We start from the raw sequence: 17,716 nt of genomic DNA on the forward strand, positions 1-17,716 counted from the left end.
CCGACCGCCCCTCGAACAGAAGGTCCCCTCGCGCTCCGGGCCCCGGTACACAACGTCGGCCGCCATGACACGATGACTGCCACCGCGGACCCCGGACCCCCGCCGCCCCGGCGGACGGGCAGCAAGAAGGAGCGACGATGAACAACTCTCCGGGCTGGGCCTCGCCCGGATCCACTCCCTCCGACGAGCCGGCCCGCGGCACACAGGAGCAGCCCCCTCAGGAAGACCAGCCCGCCCCCGGCGAGCAGTCGTCCCCACCGAACTGGTCCAAGCAACAGCCGCCCGCCGGCCAGTGGTCGGCCCCCACCGGCATCCCCAGCCAAAGCGGCCCCCACGGGAGCAGTGGCCGGGACACGGCAGGTGACCGCTCCCGCGCCTCGTCGCCCGGTCCCGGCGGTCCCGGCTGGGGCGGCCACCCCGGCAATCAGCCGCCCTGGGGCGGCGCCTGGGCCCCGGTTCCGCAGGCCGCCAAGCCCGGCGTCATTCCGCTGCGTCCGCTCGCCGTCGGCGAGATCCTCGACGGTGCGGTCGCCACCATGCGCGCCCACTGGCGCACGGTCCTCGGCATCTCGCTGATCGTCGCGGTCGTCGCACAGACCGCCATCACCGTGGTCACCGGCATCTGGTTCCGGGGCGCCGGCCGCGACCCCTCCCTGGCGAACGACAACGTCCCGCCCCTCCGCGAAACCCTGCACCAGATGGGCAATTCGCTCGCCGTCTCCGGCATCACCTCGGCGATAGGGCTGCTCGCCACGATCGTCGTCACAGGTTTGCTGACCATGGTCGTGAGCCGCGCCGTCCTGGGCCGCTCGGTGACCGCCGGGGAAGCCTGGCGCGATGCGCGTCCCCAACTCCCGCGCCTGCTCGGCCTGCTTGTCCTGCTGCCCCTGCTCATCACGGCGATAGTCGCGGTGGGCATGGCTCCCGGTCTCATCCTCACCGCCACCGGCACGCTGGAAGTGGGCCTGCTGCTCACCCTGCTCGGCGGGCTCGCCGCGAGCGTCGTGAGCATCTGGCTCGGGGTCCGCTACAGCCTCGCCTCCCCGGCCCTGATGCTGGAGAAGCAGGGCGTCATCGCCGCCATGCGCCGCTCGGCGAAGCTCGTCCGGGGCACCTGGTGGCGCGTGCTGGGTGTCCAGCTCCTCGCCTTCCTCCTCACCGGCATCGTCGAATTCATCATCCAGATCCCTGCCACCGTCATCGCCTTCCTCATCGGTGGCGAGAACCTCATGGACTGGGCGAACGGCACCGGCAACACCGCCGGCTGGTCGTTCCTGATCGTGCTGGGCATCGGAGCCGTCATCAGCTCCACCATCACCTTCCCGATCAGCGCCGGCGTCACCGCGCTCCTGTACGTGGACCAGCGCATCCGCCGCGAGGCACTCGACCTCGAACTCGCCCGCGCCGCAGGCCTCCCCGGCTACGGCGCCGACATCCCCACCACCCACCCGGCCGCGCCCACTCCCGCCTCCACGGACCCGACCGCCGGCAACGCGCCCACAGCAGCAGCCCCGAGCCCCGCTGACACCTCTCCAGGCAGCGCGAAGACGGAAGACGCAACACCGGACGGCCCCACGGCAGACGGCTCCCCGGCGGAAAGCAACGGCGCGACCGCCCCCGAGCCGGGCTCCGCGGCCACGGACGGCCCCACGCCGACAGACGCCGCCTCGGACACCACCCCCGCCGGCGACTCCGGGCAACGCCCCAACGACGCCGCACCGGGAAACTGATGCGGTGACCAGAGGGGGGAACATGACCGCGCTCGGACCACTCATGGCGCGCTCCGACGACCACATACCGGTGAGGACCCCGCGCGTCCCCGCCCGCGAGGCGGCCGAGCGTGAACTGTCCGACCCCCGGTACCACCAGCACGACCCCAACCCGATCCAGCAGGCCCTTGATTGGCTCTGGGCACGCGTCGACGAGCTCGTCGGCGCCGCTGCCGGCACCACCCCGGGTGGCTGGATCGGGCTTCTGGCCATCGCCGCGTTCGTCGTTCTGCTGATCGCCGCCCTCCGGTTGCGGCTCGGCGCGGTGCGCCGCACTCCGACCACGAGCGGCGTGCTCTTCGCCGAAACGCCCCGAACCGCAGCCGAACACCGTTCCGCAGCTGACCGGCACGCCGCCGAGGGCCGCTGGAACGAAGCGATCCAGGACCGCATGCGGGCCCTCGTCCTCGCCCTGGAAGAGCGCACACTGCTCGCCCCCGGCCCGGGCCGCACCGCCGACGAGGCCGCCGGCGAAGCCACCCGGGCATTTCCCGCATACGCCGACCGGCTGCGCACCGCGGCCCGCACCTTCGACGAGGTCACATACGGCGGCCGCCCCGGCACGGAACGGGCGCACACCCTCCTGACCAGCCTCGACACCGACCTCCAGCACGCCAAGCCCGACCTGGCCATCACCCCGACCGGGAGCCGCGGATGACTACGGCCGCCCCCGACTCCCCCGGAATCGCTCCCCCCGCTCGTGGTCTGTGGACCCGGTCCCGCGGGCCACTGCTCGCGCTTCTTCTGCTCGTCGTCAGCGGTGTGGTCCTCGGCGCCCTCCAGTCCGGCGAACAGCACGGCCGGCTCGATCCCCGGTCGACGGACCGGACCGGAAGCCGGGCCATCGCCCGGCTCCTGGCCTCCCACGGTGTCTCCACCCAGGTCGTGACCACCTCTGAGGAAGCCGCGGCCGCGGCCGGCCCCGACACCACCCTGCTCGTCACCGACCCCGACGTACTGACGCAGGATCAGCTGACGGGCCTGCACACCGCGACCGCGCACACCCCCGGCCGCACCGTCCTGCTCGCCCCCGGCACCTCGTCCCTCGAAACCTTCACCCCCGGCGTCCGGATGGAACCCCCGGTCCGGACGTCGGCACGCCCGCCGGCCTGTTCCCTGCCGGACGCCCGACGCGCGGGCAGTGCCCTCCTCGGCGGCCTCCGCTACGCCACGGCCACCAACGGCGCCGACCGCTGCTACGTCAGCGGCGGCCGGCCCACCCTGCTGCGCCTGCCGGCCCGCGACACCGGCCGCGACACCGTGCTCCTCGGCTCCGCCGACCTCCTCTACAACCAGCACCTCGCCGAGCACGGCAACGCCTCGCTGGCCCTTCAACTCCTCGGTGAGCACAAGCATCTGGTCTGGTACCTCCCCTCCGTGAGCGACCCGTCATCCGCCCAGGACCAACAGCGCGGTTTCTTCGGCCTCATCCCTTCCGGCTGGCGCTGGGCCCTGCTCCAACTCGCCTTCGCCGCTGGATTCGCAGCCCTGTGGCGCGCCCGCCGCCTCGGCCCCTTGGTTCCGGAAAAGCTCCCGGTGACCGTCCCCGCCGCCGAGACCACCGAGGGCCACGCCCGCCTCTACGAGCAGGCCAATGCCCGCGACCGGGCCTCCGACGTGTTGCGCTCCGCGACCCGCACGCGACTCGCCCCCCTCATCGGCGTGTCCGCAGCACACGCCCACACCGCCGACGTCCTTCTGCCTGCCATTCACGCCCACTTGCACGTCGCGCCCGGCCCCTCAGCAGACCTCCATGTCCTGCTCTTCGGTCCGGCACCCGCGGACGACAAAGCCTTGGTGCGCCTGGCCGACCAACTCGACGCACTCGAATCCTCGATCGTTTCCCAAGAGAGGCACGCCCCCCGTGAGCACCCCGACCGCTGACAGCGCCCGAACCTCCCTTGAGGACCTGCGCACCGAGATAGCCAAGGCCGTCGTAGGCCAGGACCCCGCCGTCACCGGGCTGGTCGTCGCACTCCTCTGCCGCGGTCACGTGCTCCTCGAAGGCGCCCCCGGCGTCGCCAAGACCCTGCTCGTACGTGCCCTGTCGGCCGCTCTCGAACTCGACACCAAGCGCGTCCAGTTCACCCCTGACCTGATGCCGAGTGATGTCACCGGCTCACTGGTCTACGACAGCCGCAGCGCCGAGTTCTCCTTCCAGCCGGGCCCCGTCTTCACCAACCTCCTGCTCGCCGACGAGATCAACCGCACGCCTCCCAAAACCCAGGCGTCCTTGCTCGAAGCGATGGAAGAGCGGCAGGTGACCGTCGACGGCACAGCCCGCCCCCTCCCCGAGCCGTTTCTGGTGGCTGCCACCCAGAACCCCGTGGAGTACGAGGGCACTTACCCCCTCCCCGAGGCTCAGCTCGACCGCTTCCTACTGAAGCTGACAGTGCCGCTCCCCGCCCGCCACGACGAGATAGACATCCTCACCCGCCACGCGGCCGGCTTCAGCCCCCGCGACCTCGGCGCCGCAGGTCTGCGCCCCGTCGCCTCCACCGCCGACCTCGACGCTGCCCGGGCCGCGGTCGCCAAGACCGCCGTCTCCCCTGAAGTCACCGGCTATATCGTCGATATCTGCCGTGCCACCCGCGAATCCCCCTCGCTCTCTCTCGGCGTCTCCCCCCGAGGCGCCACCGCCCTGCTCTCCACGTCACGAGCCTGGGCCTGGCTGACCGGCCGCGACTATGTCACCCCTGATGACGTCAAGGCCCTCGCCCTTCCCACGCTCCGACATCGCGTCCACCTCCGCCCCGAAGCGGAGATGGAAGGAGTCACCGCCGACTCCGTGATCAACGCCGTGCTCGCTCATCTCCCCGTCCCCCGCTGAGACGACACCGTGGCCCTCACCGGACGCACCGCCCTCATCTCCGCACTCGGAGCCCTCTTCGTCGGCTTCGTGCTGCCCAGCTGGCTTGGCATCCTCACCATCCAACTCGCCTTGCTGATAGCAATCTTGTGCGATATCGCGCTCGCCGCGCCAGTGCGAAAGCTCCATTTCACCCGAACCGGTGACACAACAGTTCGACTCGCAGACGAAGCCCACACCCACCTCACGGTCACCAACCCGAGCCGCCGCACGCTGCGCGCCCAGATCCGTGACGCCTGGCCCCCCAGCTCCTTCCACCCCGGCTCGGACTTCCCCTCATCCCGCCACACCGTGCGCATCCCCGCCGCCGAACGCCGACGCCTCACCACGACGCTCCACCCCACCCGCCGCGGTGACCATCACGCAGTCCGCGTCACGGTCCGCTCCTACGGCCCGCTCGGCCTGGCCGCCCGCCAAGGAAGCCAGCACGTCCCATGGACGCTGCGCGTCCTGCCGCCCTTCACCAGCCGCAAGCATCTCCCCGCCAAGCTCGCCCGGCTCCGCGAACTCGACGGCCGCACCAGCATCCTGACCCGCGGTGAGGGAACCGAGTTCGACAGCCTCCGCGACTACACCCCCGGCGACGACACCCGCTCCATCGACTGGCGCGCCACCGCCCGTCGGCAGAACCTCGCAGTCCGCACCTGGCGCCCCGAACGCGACCGACGCATCCTGCTCGTCCTGGAGACCGGCCGCACCTCTGCCGGCCGCGTCGGCGACATCCCCCGCCTCGATGCCTCCATGGACGCCGCCCTGCTGCTCGGCGCCCTCGCCGCCCGCGCCGGTGACCGCGTGGACCTGCTCGCCTACGACCGCCGCATACGCGCCTCCGTGCAAGGCCGCACGGCACGCGATCTTCTCCCGGCCCTGACCGACGCCATGGCCCCCCTCGAATCCGAACTGGTCGAGGCGGACGCCCGCGGCTTGGCCGCCACGATCCACCGCCGCACCCCGCGCCGGTCCCTCATCGTGCTCTTCACAGGCCTGGACGCAGCTCCCGTGGAGGAGGCTCTCCTGCCCGTCCTCCCCAGCCTCATCCAACGCAATGAGCTGATCGTCGCGGCCGTGGCCGACCCCCGCATCGAGGAAATGGCCGCCGGCCGGCACACCCCCCAGGCCGTCTACGCAGCAGCAGCCGCAGAACAGACCCACGCCGCCCGCCGCCGCACCGCAGACCGCCTCCGCCACCACGGCATCACGGTCATCGACTCCACCCCGGCCCGCCTGGCCCCCGACCTGGCCGACGCCTACCTCACCCTGAAGTCCGCCGGCCGCCTGTAGCCTCCGCGCTCCTCCCCGCCCCTCACAGAACATGGCCCCAGCAGCTACAGCCCACGGGACACGGGGCTCCACGGGACACGGGACTACAGAGCAGCGATACGAGGCAACGCCCCCCCCCGCTAGCAGTCGCTGTGCCACCTCGGAGCCCGGCCGCCCCATGCACTCTCACCGAAGGACCAGTAGAGGGAAAGCCCTCAGCCTCAGCTCCTTGAGCCGCACCTACCGGTCCGCACCGCCCTGAGGGACCAAACATCCCACATCGCCACCAGCGCCGAGCTCTCATCCCCCACCCATCGGTCACCCACACCGGCCCTCAACGCGAAAATGCCCCGCCCCGGACCGAAACCCGGAAACGAGGCACCCCGGAACGCAGAAAAGCCCCGCACCATAAGGTGCGGGGCTTCCCCACAATGATTGTTCGGCGGCGTCCTACTCTCCCACAGGGTCCCCCCTGCAGTACCATCGGCGCTGAAAGGCTTAGCTTCCGGGTTCGAAATGTAACCGGGCGTTTCCCTAACGCAATGACCACCGAAACACTATGAAGTTGACCAACCCGGCAATAACACAGGTCGTTACTTCAGAACCTACACAGTGGACGCGAGCAACTGAGGACAAGCCCTCGGCCTATTAGTACCAGTCAACTCCACCCGTTACCAGGCTTCCATATCTGGCCTATCAACCCAGTCGTCTACTGGGAGCCTTAACCCCTCAAAGGGGGTGGGAGTACTCATCTCGAAGCAGGCTTCCCGCTTAGATGCTTTCAGCGGTTATCCTTTCCGAACGTAGCCAACCAGCCATGCCCTTGGCAGGACAACTGGCACACCAGAGGTTCGTCCGTCCCGGTCCTCTCGTACTAGGGACAGCCCTTCTCAATACTCCTACGCGCACAGCGGATAGGGACCGAACTGTCTCACGACGTTCTAAACCCAGCTCGCGTACCGCTTTAATGGGCGAACAGCCCAACCCTTGGGACCGACTCCAGCCCCAGGATGCGACGAGCCGACATCGAGGTGCCAAACCATCCCGTCGATATGGACTCTTGGGGAAGATCAGCCTGTTATCCCCGGGGTACCTTTTATCCGTTGAGCGACGGCGCTTCCACAAGCCACCGCCGGATCACTAGTCCCTACTTTCGTACCTGCTCGACCCGTCAGTCTCACAGTCAAGCTCCCTTGTGCACTTACACTCAACACCTGATTGCCAACCAGGCTGAGGGAACCTTTGGGCGCCTCCGTTACTCTTTAGGAGGCAACCGCCCCAGTTAAACTACCCACCAGACACTGTCCCTGATCCGGATCACGGACCCAGGTTAGACATCCAGCACGACCAGAGTGGTATTTCAACAATGACTCCACAACCACTGGCGTGGCTGCTTCAAAGTCTCCCACCTATCCTACACAAGCCGAACCGAACACCAATATCAAGCTATAGTAAAGGTCCCGGGGTCTTTCCGTCCTGCTGCGCGAAACGAGCATCTTTACTCGTAATGCAATTTCACCGGGCCTATGGTTGAGACAGTCGAGAAGTCGTTACGCCATTCGTGCAGGTCGGAACTTACCCGACAAGGAATTTCGCTACCTTAGGATGGTTATAGTTACCACCGCCGTTTACTGGCGCTTAAGTTCTCAGCTTCGCCACACCGAAATGTGACTAACCGGTCCCCTTAACGTTCCAGCACCGGGCAGGCGTCAGTCCGTATACATCGCCTTACGGCTTCGCACGGACCTGTGTTTTTAGTAAACAGTCGCTTCTCGCTGGTCTCTGCGGCCACCACCAGCTCAGGAAGTAAATTCCATCACCAGCAATGGCCCCCCTTCTCCCGAAGTTACGGGGGCATTTTGCCGAGTTCCTTAACCATAGTTCACCCGAACGCCTCGGTATTCTCTACCTGACCACCTGAGTCGGTTTAGGGTACGGGCCGCCATGAAACTCGCTAGAGGCTTTTCTCGACAGCATAGGATCATCCACTTCACCACAATCGGCTCGGCATCAGGTCTCACCCTCATGTCATCCGGATTTGCCTAGATGACGGGCTACACCCTTACCCCGGGACAACCACCGCCCGGGCTGGACTACCTTCCTGCGTCACCCCATCGCTTACCTACTACCACCTTGGATCGGCGGCTCCACCACGTCCCTTTGTCCGAAGACTCCAGGCCGGCTTCACGGCCTTAGCATTAATGGATTCGATATTGGGCGTTTCAAAGCGGGTACCGGAATATCAACCGGTTGTCCATCGACTACGCCTGTCGGCCTCGCCTTAGGTCCCGACTTACCCTGGGCAGATCAGCTTGACCCAGGAACCCTTAGTCAATCGGCGCACACGTTTCCCACGTGTGTATCGCTACTCATGCCTGCATTCTCACTCGTGAACCGTCCACAACTCGTTTCCACGGCTGCTTCACCCGGCACACGACGCTCCCCTACCCATCACAACGGACGTTGGTCCTCATGCTGCAATGACACGACTTCGGCGGTGTGCTTGAGCCCCGCTACATTGTCGGCGCGGAATCACTTGACCAGTGAGCTATTACGCACTCTTTCAAGGGTGGCTGCTTCTAAGCCAACCTCCTGGTTGTCTCTGCGACTCCACATCCTTTCCCACTTAGCACACGCTTAGGGGCCTTAGTCGATGCTCTGGGCTGTTTCCCTCTCGACCATGGAGCTTATCCCCCACAGTCTCACTGCCGCGCTCTCACTTACCGGCATTCGGAGTTTGGCTAAGGTCAGTAACCCGGTAGGGCCCATCGCCTATCCAGTGCTCTACCTCCGGCAAGAAACACACGACGCTGCACCTAAATGCATTTCGGGGAGAACCAGCTATCACGGAGTTTGATTGGCCTTTCACCCCTAACCACAGGTCATCCCCCAGGTTTTCAACCCTGGTGGGTTCGGTCCTCCACGAAGTCTTACCTCCGCTTCAACCTGCCCATGGCTAGATCACTCCGCTTCGGGTCTTGGGCACGCTACTCAACGCCCTATTCGGACTCGCTTTCGCTACGGCTTCCCCACACGGGTTAACCTCGCAACATACCGCAAACTCGCAGGCTCATTCTTCAAAAGGCACGCAGTCACGACACAAGGAACAAGTTCCTTGTGCGACGCTCCCACGGCTTGTAGGCACACGGTTTCAGGTACTATTTCACTCCGCTCCCGCGGTACTTTTCACCATTCCCTCACGGTACTATCCGCTATCGGTCACCAGGGAATATTTAGGCTTAACGGGTGGTCCCGCCAGATTCACACGGGATTTCTCGGGCCCCGTGCTACTTGGGTGTCTCTTAAACGAGCCGTTGATGTTTCAGCTACGGGGGTCTTACCCTCTACGCCGGACCTTTCGCATGTCCTTCGCCTACACCAACGGTTTCTGACTCGTCCCACAGCCGGCAGACTGCAGTAAAGAGATCCCACAACCCCAACCACGCAACCCCTGCCGGGTATCACACGTGACTGGTTTGGCCTCATCCGGTTTCGCTCGCCACTACTCCCGGAATCACTGTTGTTTTCTCTTCCTGCGGGTACTGAGATGTTTCACTTCCCCGCGTTCCCTCCACACTGCCTATGTGTTCAGCAGCGGGTGACAGCCCATGACGACTGCCGGGTTTCCCCATTCGGACACCCCCGGATCAAAGCTCGGTTGACAGCTCCCCGGGGCCTATCGTGGCCTCCCACGTCCTTCATCGGTTCCTGGTGCCAAGGCATCCACCGTGCGCCCTTAAAAACTTGGCCACAGATGCTCGCGTCCACTGTGCAGTTCTCAAGCAACGACCAGCCACCCACCACCCCAACCGAAGGCTGAGTTCACTGGGGCCGGCATCGCGAAGGTCCAGACTCAACAGTCCGTACCCTCAGATACCCAACAACGTGCCCGGCCCACTCCATCAATCCCCACGTTCCACGCCGAAGCAGTACTAGTGACAACCAATCAAGTGTGCCGAATAGTCAACGTTCCACCCATGAGCAACCAGCATCAGACATTCGCTGATGTACTGGCCTCTGACCAACCGAAGTTGGTAAGAAGTGCTCCTTAGAAAGGAGGTGATCCAGCCGCACCTTCCGGTACGGCTACCTTGTTACGACTTCGTCCCAATCGCCAGTCCCACCTTCGACGATTCCCTCCCACAAGGGGTTGGGCCACCGGCTTCGGGTGTTACCGACTTTCGTGACGTGACGGGCGGTGTGTACAAGGCCCGGGAACGTATTCACCGCAGCAATGCTGATCTGCGATTACTAGCAACTCCGACTTCATGGGGTCGAGTTGCAGACCCCAATCCGAACTGAGACCGGCTTTTTGAGATTCGCTCCACCTCGCGGTATCGCAGCTCATTGTACCGGCCATTGTAGCACGTGTGCAGCCCAAGACATAAGGGGCATGATGACTTGACGTCGTCCCCACCTTCCTCCGAGTTGACCCCGGCAGTCTCCTGTGAGTCCCCATCACCCCGAAGGGCATGCTGGCAACACAGAACAAGGGTTGCGCTCGTTGCGGGACTTAACCCAACATCTCACGACACGAGCTGACGACAGCCATGCACCACCTGTACACCGACCACAAGGGGGCGCCTGTCTCCAGACGTTTCCGGTGTATGTCAAGCCTTGGTAAGGTTCTTCGCGTTGCGTCGAATTAAGCCACATGCTCCGCTGCTTGTGCGGGCCCCCGTCAATTCCTTTGAGTTTTAGCCTTGCGGCCGTACTCCCCAGGCGGGGAACTTAATGCGTTAGCTGCGGCACGGACGACGTGGAATGTCGCCCACACCTAGTTCCCAACGTTTACGGCGTGGACTACCAGGGTATCTAATCCTGTTCGCTCCCCACGCTTTCGCTCCTCAGCGTCAGTATCGGCCCAGAGATCCGCCTTCGCCACCGGTGTTCCTCCTGATATCTGCGCATTTCACCGCTACACCAGGAATTCCGATCTCCCCTACCGAACTCTAGCCTGCCCGTATCGAATGCAGACCCGGGGTTAAGCCCCGGGCTTTCACATCCGACGTGACAAGCCGCCTACGAGCTCTTTACGCCCAATAATTCCGGACAACGCTTGCGCCCTACGTATTACCGCGGCTGCTGGCACGTAGTTAGCCGGCGCTTCTTCTGCAGGTACCGTCACTCTCGCTTCTTCCCTGCTGAAAGAGGTTTACAACCCGAAGGCCGTCATCCCTCACGCGGCGTCGCTGCATCAGGCTTTCGCCCATTGTGCAATATTCCCCACTGCTGCCTCCCGTAGGAGTCTGGGCCGTGTCTCAGTCCCAGTGTGGCCGGTCGCCCTCTCAGGCCGGCTACCCGTCGTCGCCTTGGTAGGCCATCACCCCACCAACAAGCTGATAGGCCGCGGGCTCATCCTTCACCGCCGGAGCTTTCCACACACAGACCATGCGGTCGTGTGTCGTATCCGGTATTAGACCCCGTTTCCAGGGCTTGTCCCAGAGTGAAGGGCAGATTGCCCACGTGTTACTCACCCGTTCGCCACTAATCCCCTCCCGAAGGAGGTTCATCGTTCGACTTGCATGTGTTAAGCACGCCGCCAGCGTTCGTCCTGAGCCAGGATCAAACTCTCCGTGAATGTTTACCCGTAATCGGGTCAACACACACGAGAGCGGAACGACCAGACGGAATAGGTCCGGTCGTTCACAGCGTCCTCGCTGTGTGTGCCACCCCGACCGCATGGGCCGTGGTGGGCTTTCAAAGGAACCTCATCCACCGAAGTGGACGGGGTATCAACATATCTGGCGTTGACTTTTGGCACGCTGTTGAGTTCTCAAGGAACGGACGCTTCCTTTGTTCCTGTTTCACCAGGATCTCCGGGCGCTTCCCTTCGGTCTTGCGTTTCCGACTCTATCAGATCCTTGCGGGCCCGATTTTCGCCGGTGCGTTTCCGCCTTTCGACTTCTTCGCGTTTCCGACTCTACCAGATCCGTTTCCGTCTCTGGCCCCTGTCGGAGCGGGGTCGGCCGTTCGGCTTTCGCTTTCCGGCCTTTCCGACTCTATCAGGCCCGATTTCGTTCCGTTGCCGGTCCGAATTCGTTTCCGATTCCCCGTCGGAGGGGCGCCTTTTGGCTTTTCCGACTTTATCAGAAGGGGTTCGGCCGAATTGATCAGCCGGGGCTTCCGGTAAGTGGTCGGTTGCGCTTCGCCGAATTGATATTCCGGCCGAAGCGGAGAAGAGACTACCCGTCGCGGATGAACTTGTCCAGTTCGCTGCAACCGTTCGAATCTACCTCCCCCTGGCGCTCGTGTCAACGGGCTCCTGGGGCGAAGAGGAGATTAGCAGGTCAGCGGGGCTCGATGCACATCACGCGGCGGTGGGGACGGTGGCTTCGCGGTCGGTGAGGTCGACGTCGCCGATGGCTCCGGCGCGTACGGCGCGGCCGCCCAGGACGTAGACGTACAGGAGGAAGGCCACCTCGGCGGCTATGCCGATGCCGATGCGGGCCCAGGTGGGCAGGCCGGAAGGGGTGACGAAGCCTTCGAGGACGCCGGATACGAAGAGCACCGCGGCGAGACCGATGGCGACTCCCAGCGCGGAGCGGCCTTCCTCGGCCAGCGCAGTCCGGCGGGTGCGGTGGCCCGGGTCGATGAGGGTCCAGCCCAGGCGGAGGCCGATGCCGGCCGCGACGAAGACGGCGGTCAGTTCGAGGAGGCCGTGCGGAAGGATCAGTCCGAGGAAGGTGTCGAGGCGGCCGGCTGAGGACATCAGGCCGATGCCGACGCCCAGGTTGAGCATGTTCTGGAAGAGGACCCACAGGACGGGGAGGCCGGCGAAAGCGCCGAGGACAAGGCACAGGGCTACGGCCTGGGCGTTGTTCGTCCATACCTGAGCGGCGAAGGACGCGGCGGGATGGCTGGAGTAGTACGTCTCGTACTCGCCGCCGGGTCGGGTCATGTTGCGGAGGTCCTCCTGGGCGCCGATCGCCGCCTGGACCTCGGGATGTGCGGCTATCCACCAGCCGATGAGGGCGGCGACCGCGGTCGAGAGGATCGCGGTGGGGATCCACCAGTGGCGCAGGCGGTAGACCGCTGCCGGGAAGGCCGTGGTGAAGAAGTGGGCGGCGTCGCGCCAGGAGGCCTTGCGGGCGCCGGTGACCGCGCTGCGGGCGCGGGCCACGAGAGAAGTGAGGCGGCTGGTCAGCGCGGGGTCCGGGGCGCTGGAGAGGAGGAGGGAGAGGTGTGTGGTGGTGCGTTGGTAGAGGGCGACGAGTTCGTCGGCCTCGGCGCCCGTGAGGCGGCGTTTGCGGTGCAGCAGGGTGTCGAGGCGGTCCCATTCGGCGCCATGGGCCGTGACGAAGACATCGAGGTCCATTTGCTGTCGCTCCTCGCAGCGCCGTGGATGGGGGCCGGATCAGCTTGGCAGACTGGGCGTGTCCGGCGTGGGGTGGGCGGGACTTCGGGGATCGAGAGGGAGTGGGGCGCGGCGTGAGTGAGCTCGTAACGGGTGAAGCGGTGGTGCTGGGGCTGCGGCCGGCCAGGCTGCCGAGCCGGGGACTGGCGGTGGCCGTGGATGTGGCGGTGGCCTGGGCGGTCTACCTCGGCGTATCGCTGCTGCTGTTGAGTGCGACGTCGTCGATGGACAGTGCGGCGGTGGCGGCCGTGTCGGTGGCGACGTTCGTGCTGGTGCAGGTCGGGATACCGATTGTCATCGAGACGCTGAGCCACGGCCGGTCGCTGGGGAAGCTGGTCTGCGGACTGCGGGTCGTACGGGAGGACGGCGGGCCGATCCGGTTCCGGCATGCGTTGGTGCGCGGGGCGATGGGGGCCATCGAAATCGTGATGACGATGGGGGTGGTGGCGGCCATTGCCTCGTTGGTGTCGGCGCGGGGGCGTCGGATGGGGGATGTGTTCGCGGGGACGCTGGTCATACGGGAGCGGATGCCGGTGGCGGAGGCGGGGACGGCGCTGCCGCCTCCGCCTCCGTGGCTGGTGGCCGAGCTCGGGGCGCTGGATCTGTCGCGGGTGCCCGATGGGTGGTGGCTGACGGTGCGGCAGTACCTGGCGCGGATGGGGCAGCTCGATCCACAGGTCGGCGGGACGATGGCGGGGCGGCTGGCGGAGGATCTGCGGGGGTTCACCGGGGCGCCCGCGCCTGCGGGGGTGCATCCGGTGGCGTATCTGGCGGCGGTGGTCGGGGAACGGCAGGCACGGGAGACACAGCGGGCGTTCGGGGCGGCCGCGGCCGGGACGTCGCGCTTTGCGGGTGGGGGGAAGCCCTGGGGTGGTGAACCGGTGTCGTCGGTTCAGCCTGTGGGGGTGGCGGGGGATGTTGCGTCGTCGGGCACCGCGGGGGATGTGGTCGCGTCGGCACCGGTGGGGGCTTGGGCGTCGCCCGGGTCCGGGGCTTCGGCCGGGGGCGGGCCGGCTCGTCATGACGGTGGCGGGGCTTTGGGGGCGCCGGTGCGGGAGCGTGGGGGCGATGAAGGGGGTGGCGGAGGAGGGCGGCCGCCGCGTACGGGGTTTGCGCCTCCGGTGTGAGGTGGGTGGGGTGGCGACGGCGTTGGGGGATGGCGAGGACGTGAGGGTGGGCGCTTGTCGGCGATCGGCCGTCGGGTGATGAGCCTGGATGGCGGGGCGTAGGGCGCAGGGACGGTGGGGAAAGTAGGGCGCCGGGCGGGGGGCATGCCCGGCGGATGCCGCGACTGTCGTGGGGCGTGTGTGAGTCGGCCGTACGTCGGGACTGGTCGTGGGGGCGTGCGTGAGTCGGCCGTACGTCGGGGCTTGTGGTGGGGGCGTGCGTGAGTCTGCCGTATGCCTCTGCGTTGGTGGTGGGCAGAGCGTGCAAGGGGCGCGGGTCGGGCCCGGGTGTTCGCCTTCTCGGTGGTGGCTGCGTATGCACCGGACCCGGGTGGTGGCCGTGCACTGGGCAGGGTTACTGAGCGGGCTGGGACGAGGCGGCACCGCGGATCAGGGGACCGTGCCGGGGGCGCTGCGGCTGTCCGGCGTGCGGAGAGGGGACTGCTCGCGGGCCCGAGCCTCAACCCCCTGATCGCCGTTGGCCGCCCCGTTCGGCAGCAGGTCTGGGCGGCCGTCCCACAGCTCGGTGACCGACCTCGCGCACCGCGATGAAGTGGCGCCGCTGCTCCGTCCGCCGGCCGAGGTCACGATCACGCTCCACCTCCCGCCTTCGGTCGGCGGGGCATGCATGCGGCGGTGGGCGGTCCCTGGCGCGGTCCGTGGTGTGCTCCGCGTCGGCTCCTGGCGTGCTGCGAGGGGGCGGGCAAGCGGCGGGCAGCGTCGGCGGGGTCAGGTTGGGCCGAGCCGGGCAGCCGGGTCGGATCACCGGGCCGGGACGGATCAGGGGAACGTCGACGGCGGGGACTCGAGGGATTCGAGTTCGATGCCGGGGGCGGAGAGGACCACGTCGCCGGCGATGTGGATGGTGTGCTGTTCGCCGGTTTCCAGGTCGTTGACCTGGTATTCGTCGGCGACGAGGGGGGCGCTGTCAGTGGCGTGTGGTGTGCTTTTCAGCAGGGCCCAGGACTGGTCGAGTGTGCGGGGGGCGAGGACGGGGGGTGTGAAGGCGACGAGGCGGGTGCGGACGGCGCCGGCGCCGAGCGTGGGACGCAGGAGGCGGGCGGTGGCGATGAGAAAGGCGGGGGACGCGCCGGTGAAGGCGTGGGCGGGGACGTTGCCCTCGGTGGCGTGTTCACCGGTCGGGTCGGTGCGTACCCAGGTGACGCCTTCCAGGGCGGCGCCGCGGACCTGCCAGGCGGAGGCGTGGAGTTCGAGACGGATGGGGCGGCCGAGCTCGTCGAGGGTGAGGTCGACGGAGCCGATGTGGTCGCCGGAGGGGTTGACGATCTGGGAGACATAGCGCCAGCCGGAGGGGCCGGTGGCGCAATGGAAGTGCTCTTCACCCAGGGGGGTGTGATCGTGCGGGTCGTGGAGGGAGTAGTGGCCGCGGGGCATGGGGGGTCAAGTCCTTCTGGCGGCGACGGGCCGGTGAGTCGGGGGCGGCGGGTCGGTGCGGGGTCCTTATGGGCCAGGCCCCCGCCGTGTGTGGCGAGGGCCTGGGATCACCGGCTGCTGTGGAGAACACCAACGGCCGGCGGGGCCGACCGGTTGGTGATCGCCTGCTGGATCAGTAGCGGTAGTGGTCGGGCTTGTACGGGCCCTCGACCTGGACACCGATGTAGGCGGCCTGCTCCGGGCGCAGCTCGGTCAGCTTGACGCCGAGCGAGTCGAGGTGGAGGCGGGCGACCTTCTCATCGAGGTGCTTGGGCAGCACGTAGACGTCGGTGGGGTACTCGGCGGGCTTGGTGAACAGCTCGATCTGGGCCAGCGTCTGGTCCGCGAAGGAGTTGGACATCACGAAGGAGGGGTGACCGGTGGCGTTGCCCAGGTTGAGCAGACGGCCCTCGGACAGCACGATCAGGACCTTGCCGTCCGGGTGCGTCCAGGTGTGCACCTGCGGCTTGACCTCGTCCTTGACGATGCCTTCGAGCTTGGCCAGGCCGGCCATGTCGATCTCGTTGTCGAAGTGGCCGATGTTGCCCACGATCGCCTGGTGCTTCATCCGCGCCATGTGCGACGCCATGATGATGTCCTTGTTGCCGGTCGTGGTCACGAAGATGTCGGCGGTCTCGACGACGTCCTCGAGGGTGGTGACCTGGTAGCCGTCCATCGCCGCCTGGAGCGCGCAGATCGGGTCGATCTCCGTGATGATCACCCGGGCGCCCTGGCCGCGCAGCGACTCCGCACAGCCCTTGCCGACATCGCCGTAGCCGCAGACCACGGCCGTCTTGCCGCCGATCAGGACATCGGTGGCACGGTTGATGCCGTCGATCAGCGAGTGACGGCAGCCGTACTTGTTGTCGAACTTCGACTTCGTCACGGCGTCGTTCACGTTGATCGCCGGGAACAGCAGGTCCCCGTCACGGTGCATCTCGTACAGACGGTGCACACCGGTGGTGGTCTCCTCGGTCACACCGCGGATCTCGGAGGCCAGGTTCGTCCACTTCTGCGGCGCCTCGGCCAGCGTGCGCGTCAGCAGCTCCAAAACCGCGCGGTGCTCATCGCTCTCCGCCGTCTCGACGCCGGGAACCTTGCCGGCCTTCTCGTACTCGACGCCCTTGTGGACCAGCAGGGTGGCGTCACCACCGTCGTCGAGAATCATGTTCGGGCCGCCGGTGGGCGAGTTCGGCCAGGTCAGCGCCTGCTCCGTGCACCACCAGTACTCCTCCAGGGACTCGCCCTTCCAGGCGAAGACCGGAATACCGGCCGGCGCCTCGGGCGTGCCGTCCGGGCCCACCGCGATCGCCGCGGCGGCGTGGTCCTGGGTGGAGAAGATGTTGCAGGACGCCCAGCGGACCTCGGCGCCCAACGCCGCCAGGGTCTCGATCAGAACGGCGGTCTGCACGGTCATGTGCAGGGAACCGGTGATACGCGCACCGGCCAGCGGCCGAGCCGCCGCGTACTCCCTGCGGATCGCCATCAGACCGGGCATCTCATGCTCGGCCAGGGTGATCTCCTTGCGGCCGAAAGCGGCGAGGGAAAGGTCGGCGACCTTGAAGTCCTGGCCGGTGGCTGCTGTCGTCATGCGGGCTGCTCCTCGAGCGTCGAGGTGGATGGGCTGGCAGTCTGCGGCGCGGGCCGAGGTCCCCGGCAACAACCGGGGCGAATACGAGCGTACGCGGAAGCGGACGCACCCCTCCCGTTGGCCGCAGCGCAGTCCGTCGGAGGCCCTCTCTCCCTCGGCCGGTCCGCGGTGCGGGCCGCCCGACCGCCATCAGCAGCGACGTCTGGCACTGGTCACGAATCTACACCGATCGGCCCAGCGAACCCCAGCCCGGAGGGGCGATGCGGTGCG

Annotated in this window: 9 protein-coding genes and 3 rRNA genes; 6 read left to right on the forward strand and 6 right to left on the reverse strand. The window is 66.7% G+C overall.

From position 1 onward, the window contains the following. Positions 1–137: 137 nt before the first annotated feature. Genes K7C20_RS14385 through K7C20_RS14405 form a run of 5 tightly spaced genes read left to right on the forward strand, consistent with a single transcriptional unit; the run spans position 138 to position 5,919 of the window. Positions 138–1,730 carry a DUF7544 domain-containing protein gene (locus K7C20_RS14385; RefSeq protein WP_030076761.1) on the forward strand — a complete coding sequence of 531 codons (1,593 nt, stop codon included), beginning with the start codon at positions 138–140 and terminating at the stop codon, positions 1,728–1,730. A gap of 22 nt (positions 1,731–1,752) precedes the next feature. Continuing rightward, on the forward strand, positions 1,753–2,427 hold the full coding sequence (locus tag K7C20_RS14390; protein WP_048828822.1) for a DUF4129 domain-containing protein: 675 nt from the start codon (positions 1,753–1,755) through the stop codon (positions 2,425–2,427). Next, entirely contained in the window at positions 2,424–3,653 is a 1,230-nt protein-coding gene (locus tag K7C20_RS14395) for a DUF4350 domain-containing protein (protein ID WP_053208508.1), read from the forward strand. Before K7C20_RS14390 ends, K7C20_RS14395 begins: the two co-directional genes overlap by 4 nt. After that, positions 3,634–4,599, forward strand: coding sequence for an AAA family ATPase (locus K7C20_RS14400; protein WP_053208507.1), 966 nt, complete (start codon positions 3,634–3,636; stop codon positions 4,597–4,599). The genes K7C20_RS14395 and K7C20_RS14400 overlap by 20 nt, the downstream gene beginning before the upstream one ends. 9 nt (positions 4,600–4,608) lie before the next feature. Continuing rightward, positions 4,609–5,919, forward strand: coding sequence for a DUF58 domain-containing protein (locus tag K7C20_RS14405; protein ID WP_053208506.1), 1,311 nt, complete (start codon positions 4,609–4,611; stop codon positions 5,917–5,919). 416 nt (positions 5,920–6,335) lie between these two features. Here K7C20_RS14405 and rrf read toward each other — a convergent pair. The 4 genes from rrf to K7C20_RS14425 form a co-directional block, all read right to left on the reverse strand. Beyond that, positions 6,336–6,452: ribosomal RNA gene (rrf, locus tag K7C20_RS14410) — 5S ribosomal RNA — on the reverse strand. A 74-nt stretch (positions 6,453–6,526) separates the two neighbouring features. Continuing rightward, positions 6,527–9,648 (reverse strand): 23S ribosomal RNA (locus K7C20_RS14415). A gap of 302 nt (positions 9,649–9,950) precedes the next feature. After that, positions 9,951–11,479: ribosomal RNA gene (locus K7C20_RS14420) — 16S ribosomal RNA — on the reverse strand. The 16S, 23S and 5S rRNA genes sit together here, the layout of an rRNA operon. A gap of 729 nt (positions 11,480–12,208) precedes the next feature. Then, positions 12,209–13,216 (reverse strand): stage II sporulation protein M, encoded by a 1,008-nt coding sequence (locus K7C20_RS14425; protein WP_030082748.1) that lies wholly within the window; start codon positions 13,214–13,216, stop codon positions 12,209–12,211. Positions 13,217–13,329: 113 nt separating this feature from the next. Between K7C20_RS14425 and K7C20_RS14430 the strand changes: the two genes are divergently transcribed. After that, positions 13,330–14,382, forward strand: a complete 1,053-nt coding sequence (locus tag K7C20_RS14430) for an RDD family protein (RefSeq protein WP_222892604.1) — start codon at positions 13,330–13,332, stop codon at positions 14,380–14,382. Between the two features lie 819 nt (positions 14,383–15,201). On the opposite strand, the gene K7C20_RS14435 is transcribed toward K7C20_RS14430, so the two are convergent. After that, entirely contained in the window at positions 15,202–15,816 is a 615-nt protein-coding gene (locus K7C20_RS14435) for a hypothetical protein (RefSeq protein WP_030082752.1), read from the reverse strand. Between the two features lie 172 nt (positions 15,817–15,988). Then, the gene (gene ahcY, locus K7C20_RS14440; protein ID WP_222892605.1) at positions 15,989–17,446 is read right to left on the reverse strand and encodes an adenosylhomocysteinase; all 1,458 of its coding nucleotides are present in this window, start codon (positions 17,444–17,446) and stop codon (positions 15,989–15,991) included. Between the last annotated feature and the right edge of the window lie 270 nt (positions 17,447–17,716).

The organism is Streptomyces decoyicus, from assembly GCF_019880305.1.
Taxonomy (GTDB): Bacteria; Actinomycetota; Actinomycetes; order Streptomycetales; family Streptomycetaceae; genus Streptomyces; species Streptomyces decoyicus.